Annotated in this window: 15 protein-coding genes; 7 read left to right on the forward strand and 8 right to left on the reverse strand. The window is 68.2% G+C overall.

Annotation, left to right across the window (positions count from 1 at the left end; all coding sequences use genetic code 11):
- Positions 1-14 precede the first annotated feature (14 nt).
- Together nirD and nirB are read right to left on the reverse strand one after the other, a co-directional pair.
- Positions 15-362, reverse strand: a complete 348-nt coding sequence (gene nirD / locus R2K23_RS20970) for a nitrite reductase small subunit NirD (protein WP_316512308.1) — start codon at positions 360-362, stop codon at positions 15-17.
- Positions 359-2,923: a nitrite reductase large subunit NirB gene (gene nirB, locus R2K23_RS20975; protein ID WP_316512309.1), complete on the reverse strand. Its 2,565-nt coding sequence runs from the start codon at positions 2,921-2,923 to the stop codon at positions 359-361. Before nirB ends, nirD begins: the two co-directional genes overlap by 4 nt.
- Before the next feature lie 199 nt (positions 2,924-3,122).
- Between nirB and R2K23_RS20980 the strand changes: the two genes are divergently transcribed.
- Complete coding sequence (locus R2K23_RS20980) at positions 3,123-3,593, forward strand: Hsp20/alpha crystallin family protein (RefSeq protein WP_316512310.1); 471 nt, start codon at positions 3,123-3,125, stop codon at positions 3,591-3,593.
- A 116-nt stretch (positions 3,594-3,709) separates the two neighbouring features.
- Here R2K23_RS20980 and R2K23_RS20985 read toward each other — a convergent pair whose 3' ends face one another.
- Positions 3,710-4,468: an isocitrate lyase/PEP mutase family protein gene (locus R2K23_RS20985; protein ID WP_316512312.1), complete on the reverse strand. Its 759-nt coding sequence runs from the start codon at positions 4,466-4,468 to the stop codon at positions 3,710-3,712.
- A gap of 116 nt (positions 4,469-4,584) precedes the next feature.
- Here R2K23_RS20985 and R2K23_RS20990 point away from each other — a divergent pair, with 116 nt between their 5' ends.
- From R2K23_RS20990 to R2K23_RS21010, 5 genes are all read left to right on the forward strand, one after another.
- Positions 4,585-4,881 carry a hypothetical protein gene (locus R2K23_RS20990; protein ID WP_316512313.1) on the forward strand — a complete coding sequence of 99 codons (297 nt, stop codon included), beginning with the start codon at positions 4,585-4,587 and terminating at the stop codon, positions 4,879-4,881.
- 115 nt (positions 4,882-4,996) lie between these two features.
- Positions 4,997-5,812, forward strand: a complete 816-nt coding sequence (locus tag R2K23_RS20995) for a hypothetical protein (protein ID WP_316512314.1) — start codon at positions 4,997-4,999, stop codon at positions 5,810-5,812.
- A 51-nt stretch (positions 5,813-5,863) separates the two neighbouring features.
- Positions 5,864-7,783, forward strand: coding sequence for a fumarate reductase/succinate dehydrogenase flavoprotein subunit (locus R2K23_RS21000; RefSeq protein ID WP_316512315.1), 1,920 nt, complete (start codon positions 5,864-5,866; stop codon positions 7,781-7,783).
- A 1-nt stretch (position 7,784) separates the two neighbouring features.
- Positions 7,785-8,540, forward strand: a complete 756-nt coding sequence (locus tag R2K23_RS21005; protein WP_316512316.1) for a succinate dehydrogenase/fumarate reductase iron-sulfur subunit — start codon at positions 7,785-7,787, stop codon at positions 8,538-8,540.
- A gap of 297 nt (positions 8,541-8,837) precedes the next feature.
- Positions 8,838-8,999, forward strand: a complete 162-nt coding sequence (locus R2K23_RS21010) for a hypothetical protein (protein ID WP_316512318.1) — start codon at positions 8,838-8,840, stop codon at positions 8,997-8,999.
- 37 nt (positions 9,000-9,036) lie between these two features.
- Here R2K23_RS21010 and R2K23_RS21015 read toward each other — a convergent pair whose 3' ends face one another.
- Positions 9,037-9,522 carry a flavin reductase family protein gene (locus tag R2K23_RS21015; protein ID WP_316512320.1) on the reverse strand — a complete coding sequence of 162 codons (486 nt, stop codon included), beginning with the start codon at positions 9,520-9,522 and terminating at the stop codon, positions 9,037-9,039.
- A gap of 102 nt (positions 9,523-9,624) precedes the next feature.
- On the opposite strand from R2K23_RS21015, the gene R2K23_RS21020 reads away from it, so the two are divergent.
- A complete protein-coding gene (locus R2K23_RS21020) occupies positions 9,625-10,308 on the forward strand; it encodes a GAP family protein (RefSeq protein WP_316512322.1) in 684 nt (227 codons plus the stop codon).
- Positions 10,309-10,321: 13 nt separating this feature from the next.
- Here R2K23_RS21020 and pe read toward each other — a convergent pair whose 3' ends face one another.
- The 4 genes from pe to R2K23_RS21040 all read right to left on the reverse strand — a co-directional run bounded on the left by pe (position 10,322) and on the right by R2K23_RS21040 (position 17,845).
- Positions 10,322-11,488 (reverse strand): acyltransferase PE, encoded by a 1,167-nt coding sequence (gene pe / locus R2K23_RS21025; RefSeq protein ID WP_316512324.1) that lies wholly within the window; start codon positions 11,486-11,488, stop codon positions 10,322-10,324.
- 48 nt (positions 11,489-11,536) lie between these two features.
- Complete coding sequence (locus R2K23_RS21030; RefSeq protein WP_396892496.1) at positions 11,537-13,264, reverse strand: AMP-binding protein; 1,728 nt, start codon at positions 13,262-13,264, stop codon at positions 11,537-11,539.
- Between the two features lie 76 nt (positions 13,265-13,340).
- The gene (locus tag R2K23_RS21035; protein ID WP_316512326.1) at positions 13,341-16,397 is read right to left on the reverse strand and encodes an MMPL/RND family transporter; all 3,057 of its coding nucleotides are present in this window, start codon (positions 16,395-16,397) and stop codon (positions 13,341-13,343) included.
- 26 nt (positions 16,398-16,423) lie between these two features.
- Positions 16,424-17,845, reverse strand: a complete 1,422-nt coding sequence (locus R2K23_RS21040; protein WP_316517452.1) for a condensation domain-containing protein — start codon at positions 17,843-17,845, stop codon at positions 16,424-16,426.
- Between the last annotated feature and the right edge of the window lie 204 nt (positions 17,846-18,049).

The raw sequence follows: 18,049 nt of genomic DNA on the forward strand, positions 1-18,049 counted from the left end.
CGGGTCAGGTGGCGCTAATAGCCGATCTCGATCACACCGTCGGCGGTGGCGCGGGTGGCGTAGACCGGGATGGTGACGGTGGCATCCTCGAGGCACACCCCGTCCTGCAGGCCGAACGCCTGCTTCTTGATGGGCGACTGGACCACCGGGCGGCCGCCACGGTCCCCGACGATGCCGCGGGACAACACCGCTGCGCCAGAGAAGGGGTCCACGTTGCCGACCGCGTGCAGGCTGCCGTCGGCAAGCCGGAACAGCGCGGCCTGGGAGCCGTCATCGAGTAGGACCGCCACGCCGCGGTCGGGGATCAGATGGTCATACCGGCAGGCCGCGGTCCAGGTCTGGATGTCGTTGAGCAGCATCATGATTGTTCCTCTCGGGGCGTGAACACGGGCATACCGATGGGCACCTTGCGGCCGGATCGTTCGGCGAACTGCACGGTGGGGTCCTCGATGTCGGGGGCGTTGACGAACGACACGAACCGCGACAGCTTGTCGGGATCGTCGAGCACGCCCTTCCACTCGCAGGCGTAGCCGTCGACGTGGCGGGCCATCGCCGCCTCGAATTCCGCGGCCAGGCCCAGGGAGTCGCCGCACACCACGTCGCGCAGATGGTCCAGGCCGCCGGCCAGCCCCTCCACCCACGGCGCGGTGCGCTGCAACCGGTCGGCGGTCCGGATGTAGAACATCAGGAAGCGGTCGATGTAGCGGATCAGCGTCTCGGTATCGAGATCGCTTGCGAGCAGTTGGGCGTGCTTGGGCGTCATGCCGCCGTTGCCGCCGACGTAGAGGTTCCAGCCGGTTTCGGTGGCGATGACCCCGACGTCCTTGCTGCGCGCCTCGGCACATTCGCGGGCGCAGCCGGACACCCCCATCTTGATCTTGTGCGGGGCCCGCAGACCGCGGTAACGCAGTTCGAGGTCGATGGCCAGCTGCACCGAATCCTGTTGGCCGTAGCGGCACCAGTCGCTGCCGACGCAACTCTTGACGGTGCGCAGGGACTTGCCGTAGGCCTGCCCGGACTCCATGCCGCCGTCGACCAGACGACGCCAGATCTGCGGGAGCTGCTCCACCCTGGCCCCGAACAGGTCGATCCGCTGGCCGCCGGTGATCTTGGTGTAAAGCCCGAAATCCTTGGCGATCTGGCCGATCAGGATCAGCTGATCGGGCGTGATGTCGCCGCCGGGCACCCGCGGCACCACCGAGTAGCTGCCGTTGCGCTGGATGTTGGCCAGGAAGTGGTCGTTGGAATCCTGCAGCGCGGCCTGTTCCCCGTCGAGGATGTGGTCGGAACTGGTCGACGCCAGGATCGAGGCGACCACCGGCTTGCAGATGTCGCAACCGGCCCCGCTGCCGAACCGGGCGATCAGGGCGCTGAAGGTGCGGGTGCCGGTCGCGGTGATGATCTCGAACAACTCCGCGCGCGACTGTCCGAAGTGTTCGCACAGCGACTTGGACTGCTCGACCCCCTCGGCCTCGAGCAGCTGCTTGAGCAACGGAACGCAGGATCCGCAGGAGGTGCCCGCGCCCGTGCACGCCTTCAGCGCCGGAACGTCCGTGCAGCCGCCGCCGATCGCGTTCTTCAGATCGCACTTGGTGACGTTGTTGCACGAACAGATCTGCGCGTCGTCCGGCAGCGCCCCGATGCCCAGACCGGCTGCGCCCGAACCCGACTCGACCGCGGCGATCAACGCCAGCGGGTCGCCGGGCAGCTGGCTGCCGACCATCGGCCGCAGCACACCGTAGGCCGACGCGTCCCCGACGAGCACGCCGCCCAACAGGGTGCTGGCGTCATCGGAGAGCACCAGCTTGGCGTAAGTCTGCTTGACGGGATCGTTGACCACGACCTCGAGGCAGTCCGGGGTGAGCCCCATGGCGTCACCGAAGCTGGCGACGTCGACGCCGAGCAGCTTCAATTTGGTCGACAGGTCCGCACCCGGGAACTCGGCGGTCCCGCCGACCAGCCGGTCCGCGGCGACCTCGGCCGAGGTATAGCCCGGGGCCACCAGGCCGTAGCACCGCCCCTCGATGGCGGCCACCTCGCCGATCGCGTAGACGCTGGGATCGCTGGTGACACAGGACAAGTCGGTGAGCACGCCGCCGCGCTCGGCGATCTGCAGGCCGGCCTCGCGGGCCAGCTCGTCACGCGGACGCACCCCGGCGGCGAAGACCACCACCCCCGCGTCGATGAAGCTCCCGTCACTGAGCACCACCCGCAGCGCATCGCTGTCGGCGGAGCGCCGGACGGGGCGGTTGCGTTGCGCCGGCTTGATCATCTCGGTGCCGACCTCGGTGTGCACGGTGATGCCCAGCTTGCTGATCATGGTGCCCAGCAGCGCGCCGCCGGCCTCGTCGACCTGCTGGGACATCAGCCGCGACGACCGCTCGACCACGTGCGCGTCGAGCCCGAACCCGCGCAGCGCGTTGGCGGCCTCCAGGCCCAGCAGGCCCCCGCCGATCACCACCCCGACGGGCGCGGACCCGCCGCTGAGCGCCCGGGTGGCGGCGGCCCGGATGGCGTCGAGGTCGTCGAGGGTGCGGTAGACGTGGCAGGCGGGCAGGTCGCGGCCGGGCACCGGCGGCACGAACGCGTACGAGCCGGTGGCCAGCACCAGCGCGTCGTAGTCGATCCGCGCGCCACTGGCCGTCGTCACGGCTTTTGCCGCCGCATCGATGTGGACCACCGGGTCACCCAGCCGGACGTCGACCCTCTCGTCGTCGCGATAGTCGTTGCCGGGCAGCGCCAGCCGGGTCCGGTCCCAATGCTCGGTATACGAGGTCAGGCCCACCCGGTCGTAGGCCGCATCGGCCTCCTCGCCGATCGCGGTGATCCGCCAGCGCCCCTCGGTGTCGCGGGCCCGCAACGCTTCCACGAAGCGGTGCCCGACCATGCCGTGACCGACCACGACGCACTTCTGTGACTCCATGGCGCCGACGCTAGGAACCGCGTATTTCCGCGATGTCGTCTCGGTGTGAACCGGCCATCACGGTGTGCTCACATCCGCATGGACCCGCTGTGAGCCGGTTCGCCGCCGGCGAAACCCCAGGTGGAATATGAGCGTGGTCGACTCAAGTTAGTACGAGATAGCGGGCCGGCATGGGGCCGGCCCAGGGAGGAGACGAAACATGAGCAGTCAGAAGACCATGACGCTGTGGGACCGTCCGGCCTTCAACCTTGACCGTTGGGTGCGCGACTTCTTCGGCCCCGCAGCCGCGGACGATTGGTTCAAGCCGCTGAACCCGCAGAGCACGGGGTTCCACCCGGCAGCCGAGGCCATCCGGGACGGCGACGACGCGGTGGTTCGCCTTGAACTACCGGGGGTCGACGTGGACAAGGATGTGACCGTCGTGGTCCGGGACGGCCGACTGATGATTCACGGCGAACGCCGCGATGAACACAGCTCCGAGGAGGACGGCCGGACCTTGCGCGAGGTGCGCTACGGCGCATTCCGCCGCTCGTTTGCGCTGCCCGAGCACGTCACCGGCGACGACGTCACCGCGTCGTACCACGCCGGCGTGCTGACCGTCCGGGTCCGCGGGGCGCACGAGCAGCGGGAGGTCCCCGGCGCGCAGCGCATCGCGATCGAAAGCAAATAACCGAACCGCCGGCCGCCGGATGGTGGCCGGCGCGAGGATGCCGTCAGGGTCGTGATCCACCACGGGTCACGACCCTGACGGCATTTTCGGGTCGTTTGCGCCCCGGTGAACCCGACTCAGCGCCAGCGGCCGAGGATCTCGTTGGCGCGGGTGGCGAGCGCAGCCTGGAAGAACGGCCCGAAGCTGATCCGCCCCACGCCCAACGGCCCGAACGACGCCGGGTCGTCCTGGTCGGGCATCCCGATGGCGTTGATCGGCAAGGGCAGTTCGGACGCCAGCCGCGCCAACGTGTCCGGGTCGTGGCGGCCGACCGGGTAGAGGCAGTCCGCGCCGGCCGCGGCGGCCTCCTTCAACCGGGCGATCGCGCGGTCGACGCGGTCGCCCTCGTCGCCGTCCTTGCGCAGGAACAGGTCGGTGCGGGCGTTGACCACCACGTGCACCCCCGCCTTGTCGGCGGCCTCGCGCAGCGCGCCGACCAACGCCGCGTGCTCGCCGGAGGACCGCAACCGCTTGCCCTCGCTGTGCACCGAGTCCTCGATGTTGAGCCCCACCGCACCGGCGCGCAGCAGGCCGCCGATCAGATCCTCGGCCGGCAGGCCGTAGCCCGACTCGACGTCGACCGAGATCGGGACGTCGACCTTCGCGGTGATCTGGGCGACGCGGGTCAGCAGGTCGTCGAATGCCATCCCTTCCCCGTCGGGCTTGCCCACCGAGTCGGCCACCGGGTGGCTGCCCACGGTCAACGCGCCGAACCCCGCCTCGACCGCCAGGTTCGCCGACCAGGCGTCCCACACGGTCGGCAGCACCACCGGGTCGCCGGGCTTGTGCAGGCCCAGCAACGTTTCGGCCCGCTGGGCCAGGACTTCGTTACTCATTCGTTCTCCTCCGATCAACGGCCGCGGACGTGATGTGAGTCACGCCCCGATCATGATGTGGCTAGCATCAGGTGTCGTAATGTGATCCATGACACCCTTCAGCCCAAGGAGGTCACTTGTCCAGTACCACCGAACTCGCCGAATTGCACGATCTCGTCTCCAACCTGCGCCGTTGCGTCACCTCGCTGCGGTCCCGGTTCGGCGAGAGCCCGGCGATGCGCAGGATCGTGCTCGACGCCGAACGCATCCTCGACGACGTCGAGTTGCTCAACACCGACGCCAACGACCTCGACCTGTCGCGCTGCACCCAGCAACACACCGGGGAGAAGATCCCGGTTCCGGACACGCAGTACGACACCGAATTCTGGCGCGATGTCGACGACGAAGGGGTCGGTGGTCACAGCCGTCGGTGAGCCGAGCCTGCTGACCCCACCGCAGTAGCAGTCAGTACCGGGGGGTGCGCACACCACGCACCCCTCGTCCTCCTGAGCCCAACGACGCTCGACGTCGAAGAAGGGAACCGATGCCATGAGCGCGCCCACCTCCGACCGGTCGAAGACCGGCGTCTTCTCGCCCACCCGGGCCCAGATCCCGTACCGCACCCTGCGGACAGACTTCTGGCTCAAGGCGCCGATCCTGACCAACCTCGGGCTGGCGGCGTTCGTCATCTACGCCACCGTCCGCGCGTTCATGAAGCAGGACTACTTCGTCGCCGAGTACAACTACCTGACGCCGTTCTACTCGCCGTGCGTGAGCACCGCCTGCATCCCGGAGGCCTCCCACTTCGGTCAGTTCCTCCCCGAGTTCTGGTGGCTGCCCTACGCCGCGATCTCGCTTCCGTTCCTGCTGCTGTTCCGCGTGACCTGCTACTACTACCGCCGGGCCTACTACCGTTCGGTCTGGCAGTCGCCGACGGCGTGCGCGGTCGCCGAACCGCACTCCAAGTACACCGGCGAGACCCGGCTGCCACTGATCATCCAGAACTCGCACCGCTACTTCTTCTATGCGGCCGTGTTGATTTCGTTGGTCAACACCTACGACGCGATTCTCGCCTTCAGCACGCCGACCGGGTTCCGAATCGGCCTGGGCAACATCATCCTGGTCGTCAACATCACGTTGCTGTGGGTCTACACGCTGTCCTGCCACTCCTGCCGGCACGTCACCGGCGGACGACTCAAGCATTTCTCGAAACACCCGATCCGGTACTGGATTTGGACCCAGGTGTCGAAGATCAACACCCGGCACATGGAGTTCGCCTGGATCACCCTGGGCACGCTGATGCTCACCGACTTCTACATCATGTTGGTGGCGCGCGGCATGACCGACCTGACGATCATCGGCTGACAAAAATTATCTTCGGCTGCAACATCGATGCGAAAAGGCAAGTGAGGTTTCATGGTTGAGCTGGAACGGCACCAATACGACGTCGTCGTGATCGGTGCCGGCGGTGCGGGATTACGTGCGGTCATCGAGGCGCGCGAACGCGGCCTGCGGGTAGCCGTCGTCACCAAGTCGCTGTTCGGCAAGGCCCACACCGTGATGGCCGAGGGCGGCTGCGCCGCGGCGATGCGCAACGTGAACACCAAGGACTCCTGGCAGGTGCACTTCGGTGACACCATGCGCGGCGGCAAGTTCCTGAACAACTGGCGGATGGCTGAACTGCACGCGCAGGAAGCACCGGACCGGGTGTGGGAGCTCGAGACCTACGGCGCGCTGTTCGACCGCACCAAGGACGGCCGGATCAGCCAGCGCAACTTCGGCGGCCACACCTACCCTCGGTTGGCCCACGTGGGCGACCGCACCGGACTGGAGATCATCCGCACGCTGCAGCAGAAGATCGTCTCGCTGCAGCAGGAGGACAAGGCCGAACTCGGCGACTACGAGGCGCGCATCAAAGTCTTCCACGAGTGCTCGATCACCGAGCTGATCCTGGACAACGGCGCGGTGGCCGGGGCATTCGGTTACTGGCGCGAGACCGGCAACTTCGTCCTGTTCGAGGCGCCGGCCGTGGTGCTGGCCACCGGCGGAATCGGCAAGTCGTTCAAGGTGTCGTCGAACTCCTGGGAGTACACCGGCGACGGCCACGCGCTGGCGCTGCGCGCGGGTTCGGCACTGATCAACATGGAGTTCATCCAGTTCCACCCGACCGGCATGGTCTGGCCGCTGTCGGTCAAGGGCATCCTCGTCACCGAGGGGGTGCGCGGCGACGGCGGGGTGCTCAAGAACTCCGAGGGCAAGCGGTTCATGTTCGACTACATCCCCTCGGTGTTCAAGGGCCAGTACGCCGAAACCGAGGAAGAAGCCGACCAGTGGCTCAAGGACAACGACTCGGCGCGCCGCACCCCGGACCTGCTGCCCCGTGACGAGGTGGCCCGCGCGATCAACTCCGAGGTCAAGGCGGGCCGCGGTTCGCCGCACGGCGGCGTCTACCTCGACATCGCCTCGCGGATGCCGACCGAGGAGATCAAGCGGCGGTTGCCGTCGATGTATCACCAGTTCATGGAGCTGGCCGAGGTCGACATCACCAAGGACGAGATGGAGGTCGGACCCACCTGCCATTACGTGATGGGCGGCATCGAGGTGGATCCCGACACCGGTGGCGCGAGCACCCCGGGGCTGTTCGCCGCCGGGGAGTGCTCGGGCGGCATGCACGGCTCCAACCGGCTGGGCGGCAACTCACTTTCCGACCTGCTGGTCTTCGGCCGACGGGCCGGGCTGGGCGCCGCCGACTACGTCCAGAAGCTGTCGAATCGCCCGGCGGTCACCGACGAGTCGATCGACGCCGCGACCAAGCTGGCGTTGGCCCCGTTCGAGAAGCGCGACAACCCGGAGAACCCCTACACGCTGCATGCGGAACTGCAGCAGGCCATGAACGACCTCGTGGGGATCATCCGCAAGGAGGACGAGATCCAGGAGGCGCTGGCCAAGCTCCAGGAACTCAAGAAGCGCTACGAGAACGTCATGGTGGAGGGCGGCCGGGTGTTCAACCCCGGCTGGCATCTGGCCATCGACCTGCGCAACATGCTGCTGGTCAGCGAGTGCGTCGCCAAGGCCGCGCTGCAGCGCACCGAGAGCCGCGGCGGCCACACCCGCGACGACCACCCGGAGATGGACGCCAACTGGCGCAACACGTTGTTGGTGTGCCGGACGCGCCCGGCCACCGACGCCGCGACGACGGTGGTGCCGGAGGTCGAGGTGACGGCCGAGGAGCAGGAGCCGATGCGGCCGGACCTGCTGAACCTGTTCGAGCTGTCCGAGCTCGAGAAGTACTACACCGACGCCGAGTTGGCCGACCACGCGGAACGGAGAAGCTGAGATGGCTACCTACAACGCAAGCCTGCGGGTCTGGCGCGGAGATGACACCGGCGGCGAACTGCAGGATTACACCGTCGAGGTCAACGACGGCGAGGTGGTGCTCGACATCATCCATCGCCTGCAGGCCACGCAGACCCCGGACCTGGCGGTCCGGTGGAACTGCAAGGCCGGCAAGTGCGGCTCCTGTTCGGCGGAGATCAACGGCAAACCCCGCCTGCTGTGCATGACCCGGATGTCGACGTTCGACCCGGAGGAGACCGTCACCGTCACGCCGATCCGGACCTTCCCGGTGATGCGCGACCTGGTGACCGACGTGTCGTTCAACTACCAGAAGGCGCGCGAGATCCCGTCGTTCACGCCGCCGAAGGACCTGCAGCCCGGCGAGTACCGGATGCAGCAGGAGGACATTCAGCGCAGCCAGGAGTTCCGCAAGTGCATCGAATGTTTCCTGTGCCAGAACGTCTGTCACGTCATCCGCGACCACGAGGAGAACAAGGAGGCCTTCGCCGGCCCCCGGTACTTCATCCGCCTCGCCGAACTCGACATGCACCCGCTGGACACCGCGGACCGCCAGCTGTTGGCTCAGGAAGAGGCCGGCCTGGGGTACTGCAACATCACCAAGTGCTGCACCGAGGTCTGCCCCGAGCACATCAAGATCACCGACAACGCCATCATCCCGATGAAGGAACGCGTCGCCGACCGCAAGTACGACCCGATCGTGTGGCTGGGCGACAAGTTGTTCCGGCGACGAACCTGAGCGCAGCGAAGGTGAGGAGCGGAACCTACCAACCCAGTCGGCGACGAACCTGAGCGCAGCGAAGGTGAGGAGCGGAACCGACAAACCCAGTCGGCGAAAGTGAGTACGGCGTAACGAGTCTTATCCCCTGATCCGGCACCCGCATGGGATCCGGATCGTCGAGCCTGTCATTGCCCAACCAGCCGTTTCGACGGTGCCGGCGGCAACGACAGGCTCGACGCTTCTTTGCGGGCTGGCTTTATCTCCGATCCCGCGTACCCTCGGGGAAAAGCGGCCGATCACGCGAAAGGCGTCGCCATGGTCATGGGAAAAATGCTCAGCGTCAATGATATTCGCACTGCGATCCGTGAGCTATCGCTGCGCGCGCAGCTCGCCCGCAAGGAGGGCAGGCTCGAGGATGCGGACGAACTCGAACAGCGCGTCGACACCTACCGCGAGGAGCTTGCGGCGCGCCCCTGAGCGCTCCGCAAGCGGCCGCCCCACCAGCTTGGACGGGTTACACGCCGAGCTTGCGAAATGCGCTGCGGTGGAAAACGATCGGCGCGACGTCGTCGTGCACGGTGATCTGGTTGACCCGCAGTAACACGATGGTGTGATCGCCGGCCGGCACCAGCTGCTCGATCGAGCTCTCCAGCCAGACGCTGGTCCCGTGGATGAACACGGCGCCGGCCTCGGTGGACGTGGTCTCCAGCCCGGCGAAGCGGTCGCCGGTCTTGGCCGCGAGCGTCCTGGCGGCTTGGTCGTGGGCCTCGCCCAGCACGCTGATGCCCAGCACGGGGCGGTCCTGCAGCTTGGGCCAGGTGCTCGACGAGTTCTGCACGCAGAACGACACCAGCGGCGGATCCAGCGAGACCGGCACGAAGGTGCTCGCCGCCAGCCCGACGCGGGTGCCGTCGATCTCGGCCGCGATGGCGATCACGCCGGAGGGAAAGTGTCCGAAGGCCTCCCGCAGCGAGGCGGGGCTCAAATCTGTGCTGCTCATAGCCGTCCCATCTTCACACGTCCCGGAATGTCCCGGCCACCGCGGGTCCACTGGACAGAACACCGCCACCACCGGGACCGCGGACGGTACCGTATCTGAATCATGTGGTTTCCGCTCCTGGCGATGGCCGTTGCCGTCAGCCTGGAGCCGTTCCGGATCGGGATGACCGTCCTGATGATCAACCGGCCCCGGCCTGGCCTGCAACTGCTGACGTTCCTGGCCGGGGGTTTCGTCATGGGCATCGCGGTGGGCCTGGTGGTGTTGTTCGTGCTCCGCCCGGCCCTGGGGTCCGCGCACTTCACCCTGCCCAGGGTGCAACTCGGGGTCGGGGCGGTGATCCTGGCCAACGCCGGGTTGGTGGCCGCGGGAGTCCTGGGCGGCCGCCGGGACAACGAAGCATCGGGATCGCCGGGCCCGCTGCGGCGGGCACTGGATCCGCTCGCGACCCGCGCGCGGCGACTGGTCCACGGCCGCTCGCTGTGGACGGCGGGCATCGCGGGCCTGGGCATCGCGCTGCCGTCCATCGACTACATCGCCGCGCTGGCGCTCATCGTCGCCTCCGGCGCTGCCGCGGCGACGCAATTCGGCGCCCTGGTGGCCTTCAACGTGGTGGCGTTCACCCTCGTGGAAATCCCGCTGCTGTGCTACCTGATCGCTCCCGACCGCACCCGCGCGACGCTGGCGGTGCTTTACGACTGGGTGCGCTCGCGCGGCCGGGTCGGGGTGTCGGCGCTGCTGGCCGTCGTCGGCGCCCTGCTGCTCGCGGTCGGCTTCGCCGGCCTGTGACGGCTCAGACGGCTCAGGAGCCGGGCGGGCCGACGGGCTGGTTGTTCAGCACGTACTGCAGCCCGGACAGCAACTGCGACACCGGATCGGCGGCGCCGCCGAAGGCGGCCTGCGTGGCCGGCGCGGTGACCTCGGCGGGGTCGTAGCCGTTGATCGGATCCACCGTGATCGGCGCGGTCAACGGGTCGTCGTGACGCGAGTAGCCCGCGTCCACGTACGGCTTGAGCACCCTGTCGAGTTCGATCAGCGTCTCCTGCGGCACGCCGAGGTACTTGAACGGCAGCACCAGCGGGAGATGCTCCTCGGGAATCAGATACGTCGTGGTCTTCGCGCCCCGCGAGTTGACGGTCGTGCGGATGTTCTGCGGCGGCACCATGCTCGGATCGGTGAATGCGACCGCAGTGTGACCGGTCGCCAGGCCGACAATGGCGTTGGCCACCGAGATCCAGTTGTCCGGCCGGTCCGGCCAGTCGGCGATGCTGTCGTAGGCAGAGACGAATTGGTAGGTGTCGTACTGGCTTTCCACCGGCGGTGGGATGCGGTAGTCCAGCGACGGGACGACGCTGCCGACGGGGAACACCTGGGTCAGGAAGCTCTCGCCGAAGGCGTGCCGCGCCACCGGGTCCCCGTACATGGCGAAGCTGAGCTCGTGCGGCGGCGGGGCGGCCGGGTCGTAGGCCAGCTTGGCCTGCACGTCGTTGAGCACCATCGCGCCCTCGGACAGGCCGATCGCGGTGCCGGGACCGCCCGCGCGGATCGCCTCGATCAGGTTCGGGGTACCCACGTCGACCGATTCCCCGACGCTGGGCCCGTCGAGACCGAGGCCGGGCATGAAGCGATCCCCGAAGGCGCCGATGCCCGGGAAGAGCCGCTCGAGCGTGTGCCCCTGCACCTGCCCGGCGGGATAGTCGACGATCTGGCGGTCGAGTCCGGGGAACCAGTCCGCGCCGGTGCGCATGATGTATTCGTCGTACGGGATGCCCAGGACGTGCGCGCCACCGAGGGCATACGCCCGGCCCGGGGTGCCCAGCGGCGGCGGCCCGGCGGGCACGACGGGCTCGGTGAGGGCATCGGTGACGGCATCGACGACCGCGTCGTCGGCCGCCGCGCTGCCCAGGCCGAAGAGCCCGACGGCGCCGACGGTGGTCAGCGCGGTACCGAATGCGAGTAGTCGTCTCATGCCCGCCCACGCCCCACAATCACTCGCCCAACACACTTGCCGCGAACCTTACTCCGCATCGGCGTCCAGCCGATCGAACTCCCGCCGCCGGTACTGCTCGATGCAGGCAGCGCGCCGGATCTTTCCGCTCGTGGTGGTGGGGATCGCGCCGGCCGGCACCAACACCAGATCCGCGACGCTCAGCCCGTGGGCGTTGGCGACCGCGGCGGTGACCTCGCCCCTGATCGCGGCGAGCCGCGCGCGGGTCTCGTCGTCGAGGGTGGGCGGCTTCTTGAGTTCGACGACGGCGACGAGTTCCTCGGTGCCGTCGACCGGGACCGAGATCGCCGCGACGCGCCCCGCGCTGATCGCCTGCACGGTCGCCTCGATGTCCTCGGGGTAGTAGTTGCGGCCGCGGATGATCAGCACGTCCTTGATCCGGCCGACGATGAACAACTCGCCGTCGTGCAGGAACCCGAGATCGCCGGTGCGCAGCCACGGTCCGGCCGGGGTTCCCGGCGACGGCTCGGCCAGCGTCGCGCCGAAGCCGCCGTCGGACGTCGGCTTGCCCCAGTAGCCGTCGGCCACGTTCTCGCCGTGCACCCAGATCTCGCCGACCCGGTCGGGCGGGCTTTCCCGCAGCGTCGCCTCGTCCACGATCCGCAGCAGCGGCGACTGCGGCACGCGGTACCTGACCAGCTTCGTGACCGTCCCGGCGGCGCCGCCGCGCCCCGGCGGGCACGGTCGAACCCGGCCGGCGGACAGTTCGGCCGCGTCGAAGTACCCGGCCGGGGCGTTCTCATCCCAGGTGCCCGCCGCCACGTACACCGTGGCTTCGGCCAGGCCGTACGCGGGCCGCATCATGTGGTCGGCGAAGTTGAAGTGCGCGAACCGGTCGACGAAGCGGTGCAGCGTGGCCGGCTCCACCCGTTCGGCCCCGCTGATGATGCCCAGCACGCCGCCGAGGTCGAGGCCGGCCAGGTCCTCGTCGCTGATCTTGCGGGCCGCCAGATCGAACGCGAAGTTCGGCGCCGACGACCATGCGTGCGGGTTCTGGGCCAGCGCCCGCATCCACCGGGCCGGGCGCTCCAGAAACGCGACCGGGCTCATCAGCTCGGCGCGGTAACCGCACAGGATGGGGGCGCAGACGCCGAGCACCAGCCCCATGTCGTGGTAGAACGGCAGCCACGAGACCAGCGTGGTGTCCGGGGACAGCGTGGTCTGCCCGAAGAAGCCGCGCATCAACTGATCGAAATTCACCGTCAGGTTGCGGTGCGAGACCATCACCCCGGTGGGCGCTCGGGTCGATCCGGAGCTGTACTGCAGGTAGGCCAGGCTCGGCAGATCGACCGGCAGCCGGTCGGTGTCGACGGCGGCGTCGAGGTCCACCCCGTCGACCTCGACGATCGTCACGCCCGATCCGGCCTGCGCGACGAAGTCCCCGACGTCGTCGGCCGCCGCGGAGGTGGTCAGCACCACCGCCGGCGCGGTGTCGGCGAGGACCGCCCCCACGCGGTCGTGCCCCGAGCCGCGGTGCGGCAGCGGCAGCGGCACCGCCACCAGTCCGGCCTGCAACGAGCCCAGGAACGCCAGGATGTACTCGAGTCCCTGCGGCGCCAGGATCAACGCGCGATCCCCGACGTCCCCGTGCCGGCGCAACTCGGCCGCCAGATTCTGCGTGCGGCGGGCCAGCTGCGACCAGGTCAGGCTCTCCCGGACGCCGGCCGGGTCGCGGTCGTAGTCGGTGAAGGTGAACCCGACATCGTCGGGGCGCAGGGCCGCGCGGCCGTGCAACACCGACAGGATCGACGAGGTGGACGCCGCGGCCGACGTCGACGCGAACTGATTCAGCGTGTCCTCCGAGATCGCAATGTCATTCGCGCTCCTGACCTTCTGCGGCCGCGGCGACCGGCTCCTGCGGTTCCGCCCGCGGACCGAGTCTTGCCGGCCACCAGTTCGCCCGCCCGATCAGCGTGGCGATGGCGGGCACCGTGATGGTACGTACCACGAAGGTATCCAACAGGATTCCCACGCCGATCACGAAGCCGCCCTGGACCACGAGGCCGATGCTGGAGAACAGCAGACCGGCCATGGAGGCCGCGAAAATCAGACCCGCCGCGGTGATCACCCCGCCGGTGGACCCCAGGGTGCGGATGACGCCGAACCGCCCGCTGTGGGCGGACTCGTCGCGCAGTCGGGATACGAACAGCATGTTGTAGTCCGCCCCCACGGCGACAAGCACCACGAACGCCAACGGGGCCACGCTCCAATGCAACTGCTGGTCGAATATCACCTGGAACACCAGCACGCCGATGCCGATCGCGGCGAAGAACGACAGCACCACGGTGCCGACCAGGTACCACGGCGCGACCAGCGACCGCAGCAACAACATCAGCACCAACAGCACGACGATCAGGGTGACGATGATGATGAAGCGGATGTCGCGCTCGTAGTAGTCGCGGGTGTCCCGCAGCGCCGCGGGGAAACCGCCCATCGAGATCGACGCATCGGCCAGCGTGGTGTTGGGCTGGGCGCCGCGGGCGATGTCGTTGATGGTGTTGACCTGGTCCATGGCCGCCGAGCTGAACGGATTGAGCTTGGTCTGCACCAGGTAGCGCACCGAGTGCCCGTCCGGGGAGATGAACGCTTGGGCGGCCATCTGGAATTCCTTGGCGCTCAACACCTCCGCGGGAATGTTGAACCCCGCCATCGAGGCGGCCGCCGCGTCGTGCCGCATCGTCAACAGGAACGTCGAGGCCTGGCTGAGCCCGCCGGCCATCACCTTGATCTGCTCGACCAGTTCGTCGACGCCGCCGGCCACCTGCCGGCTGCCGCTGGCCAACCGGTCGGCCCCCTGCCGGAGGTCTCGCAGGCCCGCCTGGGCGCCGCCCGGACTGTCCAGGCCCATCGCGTTGGTGGCCTTGACGATGTCGTTGAGCGCGCGGTTGAGCTTGGTCACCGTCGCGTCGAGCGTTTGCCGGTCCTCGAACCCCTCGAGTTGACCGGCCAGGGTGTTGATCCGGTCCAAACGCCCGTCGTCGCGGGCCTCGACGAGCCGCTGGAACTGCATCCGGGTGTCGCGGCAGGACGGATTGGCGTCGCACACCGCGTTGTTGTCGAGTGCGGCCAGCACCGGGCCGATCCAGCCGAACATGTCCTTCACCGTGGCGAAGTTGACGCCCATCGAGTTACCGAGTTCGTTGACCGCCTGCACCAGCTTGGCCGCGGTCTCGACGTCGCGCACCAGCTTGTCGCCGCCGTAGTCGGTCCGCACCGACGTGAACGCGTCCAGCAGCGTCTGCAGGCTGGGGGCGATGGCGTTGACCTGCCTGCGCACGTCGGCGAGGCTGTCGGCCAGCGTGTTGGCGCCGGCCGTGAGCTCCTGGAGGTCGCCGCTGCGCTCGCCGATCATGGCCGTCCCCTCGGCCAGACGGGCGCCGACGATGCCGGCCTGGAAGGTGGCCCGGAACTCCGGCGGCACCTCCCCCAGCGGCCGGGTGACACCGCTGACCAGAGCGATGTCCGGCAGCTGCGCGATCCGCGAGGCCATCTGCTCCAGGTCCGCGAGCGCCTGCGGGGTGCGCAGGTCGCGCTCGGACTGCACCAGCAGGTACTGCGGGATCGACTGGCTGATGGGGAAGTGTTCTTCCAGCGCCGCGTAGCCGATCGAACTCGGCGCCGACGCCGCGACGACCTTCCGGTCGTCGTAGTTGAACTCGGCCCCGACGGCCAGACCGGCCAGCAGCACCAGCACCAGGATGCTGCCGACCAGGTGCGGCACCGGCCGGCGCACGATGCGGATGCCGGACCGCCGCCAGAACCGCGAGGTCAGTTCGCGCCGCGGACTGATCCAGCCGCGCGGGCCGGCCAGCACCATGATGGCCGGCAGCAGCGTCATCCCGGCCAGGTACGCCACGCCGATGCCGATGGCGGCCGAGACGCCGACGGTCCGGAACACGCCCATCTGGGCGAAGTTCATGACCAGGAAAGTGATGCCCACCATGGCGGCCGAAGCGGTGATGACCTTGCCGATCGACATCATCGCCGACGTGACGGCCTCGTCGAAGTCCGCGCCGCGGCGCAGATAGTCGTGGTAGCGGCTGATCATGAAGACCGCGTAGTCGGTGCCGGCGCCGGCCATGATCGCGCTGAGAAACACGATGGACTGGTTGGAGACGCCCGCGCCGGTCAGATACGAGTACCCGGCCACCATGCCCTGCGCGATCATCAGCGACGAGCCGATGGTGACCAGCGGCAGCATCATCGTCCGCGGATTGCGGTACACCAGCAGCAGGACCCCGAGGACCAGAACAGCGATCGCGATCTCGATGGGCAGGCGGTCCTGCTCGCCGGCAACGGTCAGGTCGGCGACGGTGGCCGCGGGGCCGGTGACGTACACCGCGAGCGGGTTGCCGCTCGCGGCGTGGTTGTCGCCCAGCGCCGCGGCGTCGCCCACGGTCCGGGTGACGATGTCGGCGGCCCGGTTGAACGCCTCGTAGGCCCGGGGCGTGCCCAGCTCGCCGGTCAGGCTGACCGGCAGCACCCAGGTCGTCTTGTCCTCGCTGGTCAGGAACTGGCGCAGCTGGGGTGTGCTGACGAAGTCCTGCACCGCGACCACGTCGTCGCCGTCGTCGTCGTCGCGCAACGCGTCGACCACCTTGCGGTAGGTGGCTTCGTCGTCGGGCCGCAGACCGTCCTCGTTGATGAACGCGACCACCAGGAGGTTGTCCGAACCGGCCTCCTGGAACGCCTCGGCCATGTTCCGGGCGGTGACGCTCGAGGGGGCACCCTCGGGCAGGATGACCAGCGGATTGCGTTCGGCCATCGTGGCCAGCGACGGGAACGACAGCGGCAGGGCAACCGCCATCGCGACCCAGACCCCGATGACCACCCAGGGCCACCGCGCCACGAAACCAGCTAGCCGCCGCATACCGCCCTCATCCTCGCCGCTTCACGCTATGCGACGCGCCCCCAGTGCCCGCTGTCGGCGACCTGCGCGGCCACCGACCGCATTGCCGCCAGGTAGCGGGACACCGATTTCCGGGCCACCGAATTGTCGGGGTGCATGATCGCCATCGCCGTGCCCTCGCCATAACGGAATATGTAAATGGTCAGCTGATAGGAGAAACGTCCGTCCGGATAGATGCCGATGTTGTTGGCCAGCCCCATATCTGCGGCGGCCAGCACCGCGTTCAGGGGCGCCGCGCCGCCGTGGAAGAAATTCGACACCGGGAAGTTCGGCTGCGGCCAGTTCAACTCCGGCGCCAATTCCAGTACCCGGTAATAGGGGACCTTCGCCATGTTCAGATTCGCGTCGAACGATTCCTGCGCTGCCCACGCCGCCTCGGCAAAGGAGGCGGCGCCGATCGGGACGGTGATCGGGATGAGCCCGGTGAACCATCCCTGCGTCATGAAGTTGTCGGTGGCGTTGCGGGAATCCCGCGGGGTCAGACCGTAGTAGGTCAGGGCGCCGGTCAGCTCGTGCTCCACCTGCGCCAGGCAGGCGAACAGCCCGCCGACGAACCGCGCCCCGGCCGCCCCGCACGCGGCGTCGAAGCGTTCGGTCTGCGCGGGGTCCAACAGGAATTCGGTGGTCATGTCGCTGCGGGTCGCTTCCTGCGGATCACCCAGCGGCAACGGGAATTCCGGAAAACCCCCGTCGTTGTTTTCGGCGAATTCGATCCAGGCCCGCACTTCGGGCGAATCGGTGGTCAGGTCCGCGGTGCGTTCGCGCTCACGAATGCAGAATTCGTCGAAACTGCCGGCCTCGGGAAGCGTCAGCGCCATACCGGTGCCGCTCAACGCCGAATACATGCCATTGGCTTCCAGCATGGTGGTGCCGATCAGCGTCGCGTCCCCGTGCACGTGATCCATCGCGGCGAAAAACGTGAAATTGTCCTCGTTCTGGATGATCCCGAAGGTGAAACACCCCCATTCCAGCGGACTCGGGATGGCCACGACGTGCGCCAGGATCTCGTCGATGCTCAGGCTGCCGTGGTCGATCGGCACGAACTCGATGTCGGCCGGGTCCTCCAGCGCGTGCCGGATGAACTCTCCTTCGCCGGTGCGCTCGAACCAGCTGCGGAAGGTGTCGTGCCGGCGCAGGTAGGCGTTCACGGCGTGGTCCATGGCCGCGATGTCGCAATGGCCGGCAACTTCGCAGCTGGCGATGATCTGCCGGGAGAAGTTCAGACCCGCCGCGGTTCGCTCCGAATAGTTGCGCAGATGCTGGTGCTGCATGAAGCTGACCGGCACCGCACTGACCGGCGCCTGCCGTGCCTTCTCCGCCGAGGCCGCGGTCGGGTGCCAGGAGGTGACAACGCCCGGTTTCAGTGCCCACTCGTCGAGTGGACCCACGGTGATCTTGCCGATGCGCAACGCTTGGTCCTCCAGTATTTTCCACTCGGCCGGCGCTGAATCCACCCATCAGCCAACGCGGGACCAACATACTGCCAGCTTTGACGTCTGCCCCCGGTGCCGGCCCAAGCCCCCTTCGAGGGATCCCCATAGGCCGCAGGTGAACAATGCCATAGTGTGCTTCCGAGGAGTAGCTTTTCGGACGCGCCAATTTGGACCACCGGA

Origin of the sequence: Mycolicibacterium sp. MU0050, from assembly GCF_963378085.1 — a bacterium.
Lineage (GTDB): Bacteria > Actinomycetota > Actinomycetes > Mycobacteriales > Mycobacteriaceae > Mycobacterium > Mycobacterium wendilense.